The organism is Pseudoxanthomonas taiwanensis, from assembly GCF_010093135.1.
GTDB lineage: Bacteria > Pseudomonadota > Gammaproteobacteria > Xanthomonadales > Xanthomonadaceae > Pseudoxanthomonas > Pseudoxanthomonas taiwanensis.
In genome coordinates this window covers 19,619-27,077 of sequence record NZ_PDWK01000040.1, presented here as the reverse complement: position 1 = coordinate 27,077, position 7,459 = coordinate 19,619, and the positions used below count along the sequence as shown (strand labels likewise).

Genomic DNA, 7,459 nt, shown 5'->3' with positions numbered 1-7,459 from the left:
TAGTCCGGGCGCCGCGCCTGCGTGGCGCCTGGCAGGCGCGGCGCCCGGACTACGCGCAACGCCGCGACGACCTGCGCCGCCTGCGCGCGGCGCTGAAGGCGCGGCTGACGCGCATGGCCGAGGCCATCGCCGCCGACTTCGGCCACCGCCCGCGCCAGGAGAGCCTGCTGGCCGACGGCATGCCGGTGCTGGCCGCCATCGACCACCTGCTGGCGCACCTGCGCGGCTGGATGCGCCCGCAGCGGGTCGCCGCCGGCTGGCGGCTGTGGCCGGCGCGCGCGCAGCTGCGCCACGAGCCACTGGGCGTGGTCGGGGTGATCTCGCCGTGGAACTATCCGGTGAACCTGGCCCTGGTGCCGCTGGCCACCGCCATCGCCGCGGGCAACCACGTCTACCTCAAGCCGTCCGAATCCACGCCCGCGACCTCGCGCCTGCTGCGCGAGCTGCTGGCCGAGGTGTTCCCGGCCGAGCGCGTGGCCGTGGCCCAAGGTGGCCCGGAGGTGGGCCAGGCCTTCGCCGCCCTGCCCTTCGACCATCTGGTGTTCACCGGCTCCACCGCGGTCGGGCGCAAGGTGATGGCCGCCGCCGCGGAGCACCTCACCCCGCTGACCCTGGAGCTGGGCGGCAAGTCGCCGGCCATCGTCTGCGCGGACTATCCGCCGGAACGTGCCGCCGCACGCCTGGCCACCGGCAAGTGGTTCAACGCCGGGCAGACCTGCATCGCCCCGGACTACGTGCTGCTGGTCGGCCGCCAGCGCCGCGAGGCCTTCGTGCAGGCCCTGCGCGCGGAGGTGACCTCGCGCTACGGCGACCTGTCCGGCGAGGCTGGCGACTATGCGCGGATCATCGACGAGCGCCAGTTCGCCCGCCTGCAGGCCTGGCTGGACGAGGCGCACGCGCGCGGCTGCACGGTGCTGCCGCTGGCCGCCGGCCACGACCCGGCGCGGCGGCTGTTCGCGCCGACCCTGGTGCTGGACCCGCCCGAGGACATCGCGCTGATGCGCGAGGAGATCTTCGGCCCGATCCTGCCGGTGCTGGCGGTGGATTCGCTGGAGCAGGCCATCGCCTTCGTCAACGCGCGGCCGCGGCCGCTGGCGCTGTATCCGTTCTCGCACGACCGGCGCCAGGTCGAGGCGGTGCTGGGCTCGGTGCTGGCCGGCGGGGTGACCGTCAACGACACCCTGCTGCACTTCGCCGCCACCGGGCTGCCGTTCGGCGGCGTCGGCCCCAGCGGCATGGGCGCCTACCACGGCCGCGCCGGCTTCGATGCCTTCGGCAAGCTGCTGCCGGTGCTGTGGCAGCCGCGGCGCAGCCTCACCGACCGCATCCGCCCGCCGTACGCGGCCATCGACCGGCTGATCGACCTGATCGTGCGCTGACCCCGACCACGCGCCGCAACGGCCGCCTCGTCACGCCGGCGCACCCGGCACCGGCGTCCGACCGCCACACAGGGCCGCGCCCTGTACGGGGCGCGTATACGGCAACCGCGGCATTTCCCCAACGCCGGCACATGCGCGGCGGCCCCTTTGTGTCGAGAATCGGGCCCTCCCTCCGTCGCCGGACGACGTCGCATCCGCAGGCATTCCATGACCGGAAACCCCATTCCCGCCAAGGCCACCCGCCGCGAGTGGATCGGCCTGGCGATCATCGCCCTGCCCTGCCTGGTCTACGCCATGGACCTGACCGTGCTGAACCTGGCGCTGCCGGCGATCAGCGCCCAGTTCCGGCCCACGGCCAGCCAGCTGCTGTGGATCGTGGACATCTACGGGTTCCTGGTGGCCGGCTTCCTGATCACCATGGGCACGCTCGGCGACCGCCTCGGCCGCCGCCGCCTCCTGCTGGCCGGCGCGGCCGCCTTCGCCGTGGCCTCGGTCCTGGCGGCGTTCGCGCGCAGCGCGGAAATGCTGATCGCCATGCGCGCCCTGCTGGGCGTGGCCGGCGCCACCCTGGCGCCGTCCACCCTGTCGCTGATCCGCAACATGTTCCACGACGAGCACGAGCGGCAGTTCGCCATCGGCGTGTGGATCGCGGCCTTCTCCGTGGGTGGCGCCATCGGTCCGCTGGTCGGCGGCGTGCTGCTGCAGTGGTTCTGGTGGGGCGCGGTGTTCCTGGCGGCGGTGCCGGTGATGGTGCTGCTGCTGGTGCTGGGGCCGAAGCTGCTGCCGGAGTACCGCGACCCGGAGGCCGGGCGCCTGGACCCGGCCAGCATGGTGCAGTCGCTGTGCGCGGTGCTGGCGGTGGTCTACGGCCTCAAGCGCATCGCCGAATACGGTGCCGACCCGCGCGGCATCGCGGTGCTGGCGGCCGGCACGGTGCTGGGCGTGCTGTTCGTGCGCCGGCAGCGGCACCTGCCCTACCCGTTCCTGGACGTCACCCTGTTCCGCCGCCCCGCGTTCACGGCGGCCATCGTCACCTCCGCCCTGACCGGCCTGACCACGATGGGCGTGTACATCTTCATGACCCAGTACCTGCAGCTGGTACTGGGGCTGACCCCGCTGCAGGCGGGCATGGCCACCATCCCCTGGTCGGTGTGCTTCACTGCCGGTTCGCTGCTGGCGCCGCGCCTGGCCCGCCACTGGGGTGCGCGGCGGACGATGGTGCGTGGCCTGCTGCTGGCGGCGGTCGGCTTCGGCCTGACCGCGATGGTGGTGCCGCCGTACGGGCTGTGGATCCTGGTCGCGGGCATGGTGGCCATGAGCACCGGCCTGGCACCGGTGATGACGGTCGGCAACGAGCTGATCATCACCACCGCGCCGCCGGAGCGCGCCGGCGCGGCCTCGGCGCTGTCGGAGACCAGCGCCGAGCTGAGCGGCGCGCTGGGCATCGCCGTGCTGGGCAGCGGCGGCATGCTGCTGTTCCGGCTGTGGCTGGGCCCGGCGGTGCCCACCGGCCTGGACGCGGAGACGGCCGCGCGCGGGCTGGCCACCCTGGGCGGTGCGATGCGCCTGGCCGGCGAGCTGGGCGGCGGCGCCGGGCCGGCGTTCGGCGAGGCGGCGCGCGCCGCCTTCACCGATGCCATGCGCGCCGTGGCCGTGCTGGGCGCGGTGCTGATGCTCGCCGCCGCCTGGATGGCCGCGCGGCTGATGCGCGACGGCGGGGACGAGGGTGTGGCGGTGGCGGCGCTGGACGAGGCCGGCGCCTGAGGCCGGGGCCGCGGTGTGCTGAAATACGCTGCCCCGGACAGGTCCCCATGCCCGTGAAGATCGCCAGCTGGAACGTCAACTCGCTCAACGTGCGCCTGCCCCACCTGGAGCAGTGGCTGCGCGCCTTCGCGCCGGACATCGTCGGCCTGCAGGAAACCAAGCTGGAGGACCACAAGTTCCCGGACACGGCCCTGGCCGCGCTGGGCTACCGCAGCGTGTTCTCCGGGCAGAAGACCTACAACGGCGTGGCCATCCTCTCGCGCGAGGCCCCGCGCGACGTGCTGGTGGGCGTGCCCGGCTTCGAGCATGAGCAGCGGCGCGCCATCAGCGCCACCATCGGCGACCTGCGCATCGTCAACCTGTACGTGGTCAACGGCCAGGACGTGGGCACCGGGAAGTACGCGTTCAAGCTGGAGTGGCTGGCGGCGGTGCGCCGCTGGCTGGCCGAGGAGCTGCGCGCCCACCCCAACCTGGTGGTGCTGGGCGACTTCAACATCGCCCCGGACGAGCGCGACGTGCACGACCCGGCGGTGTGGCACGAGGACCACATCCTCAGCTCGGCGGCCGAGCGCGCCGCCCTGCGCGAACTGCTGGCGCTGGGCCTGCACGACGGCTACCGCCTGCTGCACCAGGAGGGAGGCGTGTTCAGCTGGTGGGACTACCGCCAGGCCGCGTTCCGCCGCAACCTGGGCCTGCGCATCGACCTGACCCTGGTGTCCGAGGCGCTGCGGTGCCGGGTGGTGGCCGCGGGCATCGACCGCGAGCCACGCACCTGGGAGCGGCCCAGCGACCACGCCCCGGCGTGGATCGAGCTGTCCTGAGCCCGGAAAAACGCGGACCCGGCACGGAGCCGGGTCCAGGGCACGCACGTGGAAGTGCGGGGATCAGCGCACGCGGCCGCGGGTGAACAGGTTCACGATGGCCAGCAGGATCACCGCGCCGATCAGCGAGAACAGGAAGGTGCGGATGGTGATGGCCTCGTTGATGCCGCCGCCGAAGATCCAGCCGGCCAGCACCGCGCCGACGATGCCCACGATGATGTTGAGCAGGATGCCCTGCTGCGCGTCCCGGCGCATGATCAGGCTGGCAAGCCAGCCCACGATGCCGCCCACGATCAACCAGATGATGATTCCCATGCTGTCCTTCTCCTTAGTCCGCCAGTGCCGCCCCGGCGGGGGCGGTCGCGGCCATCAGACGCGGGCAGGCGTGAAGCGGCCGTATACCGGCCGCGGAGGCGTCAATGGACGGGGAAGGCTGGCGATTCGGGCCGGTGCGGGTGGCGGCCCGGCCGCACCCGCCTGGACAGCGCGGGGAACCGGCGGTGCGCCCGCTGCTGGCACAGTGGCTGGGCCGGGACGAGGTGCCGCTGGTGCGCGACGCGCACGGCCGGCCGCGCCTGTTGGCCCCGTTCCAGGACTGCGACGCCAGCTGGAGCCACAGCGGCGGGCTGCTGTTGCTGGCCTGCGCGCGCGGCGCCACCGTGGGCGTGGACCTGGAGCGCCTGCGCCCGCGTCCGCGTGCCCTGGAGCTGGCGCGGCGCTTCTTCGCCCCCGGCGAGGCCGGGCGCCTGGCGATGCTGCCGCCGGCGCAGCGCGAGCGCGCCTTCGTGCGCCTGTGGTGCGCCAAGGAGGCGCTGCTGAAGGCGCACGGCCGCGGCCTGGCCTTCGGCCTGCACCGGCTGGAGCTGGCCTGCGCCGACGACGATCCGGCGGCCCCGCTGCGGCTGCTGGCCTGCGACCCGGCGCTGGGCGCGCCGGCGGACTGGCGCCTGCACGAGTGGACGCCGCAGCCGGACTACGTGGCGGTGCTGGCCTGGCGTCCGGCCGGCGGCTGAGGCGGCACGGCTGCGGGCCGGCGCCCGCCATCGGCGATACTGGTGCGATGGACACCCCCTTCCCCGCCCCCCTCCGGCAGCGTCTGGAGGCCGGCCTGGGCGCGCTCGGCCTGGACCGTGCCCTGGCCGCCCCGCTGCTGGACTACCTGGCCCTGCTGGTGCGCTGGAACCGCACCTACAACCTGACCGCCATCCGCGATCCGGAGGAGATGGTCACCCGGCACCTGCTGGACTCGCTGGCCATGCACCCCTACGTGCGACCCGGCGCCCTGGCCGACCTGGGCACCGGCCCCGGCCTGCCCGGCATCCCGCTGGCCATCGCCCGCCCGGACGTCCAGGTCACCCTGGTCGAGAGCAACGGCAAGAAGGCCCGCTTCCTGCGCGAGGCGGTGCGCCAGCTGAAGCTGGGCAACGCCCGGGTGCGGGAATCGCGCGCCGAGGCGGTGGACGAGCCGGGCGCCTACGCCCAGGTCACCGCCCGCGCCCTGGACACCCTGGCCGGCATCCTGGAGGTCGGCGGCCACCTGCTGGCCGCGGACGGCCGCCTGCTGGCCATGAAGGGCGTGTACCCGGCGGAGGAACTGGCCGCGCTGCCCGCCGGCTGGGCCGCGCTGGCCGTGCATCCGCTCGCCGTTCCGGGCCTTGACGCCGAGCGGCACCTGGTCGAGGTGGGCCGGGCGGCGTGAAATCCGCATAATGGCCCGCTCCGGACCCCGCCGGTCCTCCTCCGAGGCAGCTCCCGCATGGCCCGCATCATCGCCATCGCCAACCAGAAAGGCGGCGTCGGCAAGACCACGACGGCCGTCAACCTGGCCGCCGCGCTGGCGCGCGCGCCCCGGCGCGTGCTGCTGGTGGACCTGGACGCCCAGGGCAACGCCACCATGGGCAGCGGCGTGGACAAGCGCGAGGTCGAGGCCTCCACCTGCGACGTCCTGCTGGGCGAGCGCGACGCCCGCTCCACGGTCGTGCGCACCGCCGAGGACTTCGACCTGCTGCCGGGCAACATCGACCTGACCGCGGCCGAGATCCAGCTGATGGAGGCCGAGGGCCGCGAGCTGCGGCTGAAGCAGGCACTGGAGCCGCTGCGCGGGGACTACGACTTCATCATCATCGACTGCCCGCCGGCGCTCTCCCTGCTGACGGTCAACGCGCTGACCGCGGCCGACTCGGTGATCGTGCCGATGCAGTGCGAGTATTACGCCCTGGAAGGCCTCAGCGCGCTCATGGACACGATCGAGGCGCTGCGCCAGCAGCTCAACCCCGGACTGGAGATCGAAGGCGTGCTGCGGACCATGTTCGACGTGCGCAACAACCTGGCCAACGCGGTGTCGGCCGAGCTGACCGAGCACTTCGGCGACAAGGTGTTCCGCACCATCGTGCCGCGCAACGTGCGCCTGGCCGAGGCCCCCAGCCACGGCCAGAGCATCGTCGGCTACGACCGCGCATCGCGTGGCGGCGTGGCCTACCTGGGCCTGGCCGGCGAGGTGATCCGGCGCCAGTTCGAGCGCGAGCGTGGCGCCGCGCCGGCGGAGGCGGTCTGATGAGCGCGGCCAAGAAGCGCGGCCTGGGCCGCGGCCTGGAAGCCCTGCTCGGCCCCAAGGCGGCCGCGGCGGCCACCGCCCCGGCCTCGGTGGAGCAGCCGCAGCCGGGCGACGTGCTGCGCACCCTGCCGGTGGGCCAGCTGCAGCCGGGCAAGTACCAGCCGCGCCGGGACATGGACCCGGAGAAGCTGGAGGAGCTGTCGGCCTCGATCAGGGCCCAGGGCGTGATCCAGCCGATCGTGGTGCGCGAGATCGCCCCGGACCGCTACGAGATCGTCGCCGGCGAGCGCCGCTGGCGCGCCTCGCAGCTGGCCGGCCTGGCCGAGGTGCCGGTGGTGGTGCGCGAGCTGGACGACCGCACCGTCGTGGCCATGGCCCTGATCGAGAACATCCAGCGCGAGGACCTGAACCCGCTGGAGGAAGCCCAGGCCCTGCAACGGCTGATCGACGAGTTCTCCCTGACCCACGCCGAGGCCGCCGCCGCGGTGGGCCGCTCGCGCGCGGCGGTGTCCAACCTGCTGCGCCTGCTGGACCTGCCCCCGGCGATCCGCGCCCTGGTCGAGGCCCGGCGCCTGGAGATGGGCCACGCCCGCGCCCTGCTGACCCTGTCGCCGGAGCTGGCCAGCAAGCTGGCCTACGAGGCGGCCGAGAACGGCTGGTCGGTGCGCGAGGTCGAGCACCGCGCCCAGCAGTTCGCCGCCGGCAAGGTGCCGGTCACCGGCAAGGCCGCCCGGCGCAAGCCGGCCCGCGCCCAGCAGCCGGACATCGCCTCGCTGGAGACCGAGCTGTCCGAGGCGCTGGGCACGAAGGTGGCCATCGCCCACGGCCGCAACGGCAAGGGCAGGCTGGTCATCCACTACAGCGACCTGGACACCCTGGACGGGGTGCTGGAGCGGCTGCGCGGCCGCCCCGCCTGAGCCGCCAGGGCCTGGCCCAGGCCC

The 7,459-nt window shown here is 74.0% G+C and carries 8 protein-coding genes; 7 read left to right on the top strand and 1 reads right to left on the bottom strand.

Annotated features, from left to right (window positions below; genetic code table 11):
* Positions 1–17 precede the first annotated feature (17 nt).
* The 3 genes from CR938_RS09025 to xth all read left to right on the top strand — a co-directional run bounded on the left by CR938_RS09025 (position 18) and on the right by xth (position 3,964).
* Positions 18–1,379, top strand: coding sequence for a coniferyl aldehyde dehydrogenase (locus tag CR938_RS09025; protein ID WP_246191028.1), 1,362 nt, complete (start codon positions 18–20; stop codon positions 1,377–1,379).
* 207 nt (positions 1,380–1,586) lie between these two features.
* The gene (locus CR938_RS09020; protein ID WP_162124693.1) at positions 1,587–3,143 is read left to right on the top strand and encodes an MFS transporter; all 1,557 of its coding nucleotides are present in this window, start codon (positions 1,587–1,589) and stop codon (positions 3,141–3,143) included.
* A 53-nt stretch (positions 3,144–3,196) separates the two neighbouring features.
* Entirely contained in the window at positions 3,197–3,964 is a 768-nt protein-coding gene (gene xth, locus CR938_RS09015) for an exodeoxyribonuclease III (RefSeq protein WP_162124696.1), read from the top strand.
* A 63-nt stretch (positions 3,965–4,027) separates the two neighbouring features.
* Here xth and CR938_RS09010 read toward each other — a convergent pair whose 3' ends face one another.
* Positions 4,028–4,279 carry a GlsB/YeaQ/YmgE family stress response membrane protein gene (locus CR938_RS09010; protein ID WP_019398340.1) on the bottom strand — a complete coding sequence of 84 codons (252 nt, stop codon included), beginning with the start codon at positions 4,277–4,279 and terminating at the stop codon, positions 4,028–4,030.
* A 104-nt stretch (positions 4,280–4,383) separates the two neighbouring features.
* Here CR938_RS09010 and CR938_RS09005 point away from each other — a divergent pair, with 104 nt between their 5' ends.
* The 4 genes from CR938_RS09005 to CR938_RS08990 are packed head-to-tail and all read left to right on the top strand — an operon-like array spanning position 4,384 to position 7,435.
* Positions 4,384–4,977, top strand: a complete 594-nt coding sequence (locus CR938_RS09005; RefSeq protein ID WP_162124692.1) for a 4'-phosphopantetheinyl transferase family protein — start codon at positions 4,384–4,386, stop codon at positions 4,975–4,977.
* A gap of 47 nt (positions 4,978–5,024) precedes the next feature.
* A complete protein-coding gene (gene rsmG, locus CR938_RS09000; RefSeq protein WP_162124691.1) occupies positions 5,025–5,663 on the top strand; it encodes a 16S rRNA (guanine(527)-N(7))-methyltransferase RsmG in 639 nt (212 codons plus the stop codon).
* 57 nt (positions 5,664–5,720) lie between these two features.
* Positions 5,721–6,518, top strand: a complete 798-nt coding sequence (locus CR938_RS08995) for a ParA family protein (RefSeq protein WP_162124690.1) — start codon at positions 5,721–5,723, stop codon at positions 6,516–6,518.
* A complete protein-coding gene (locus CR938_RS08990; protein ID WP_162124689.1) occupies positions 6,518–7,435 on the top strand; it encodes a ParB/RepB/Spo0J family partition protein in 918 nt (305 codons plus the stop codon). Before CR938_RS08995 ends, CR938_RS08990 begins: the two co-directional genes overlap by 1 nt.
* Positions 7,436–7,459: the final 24 nt, after the last annotated feature.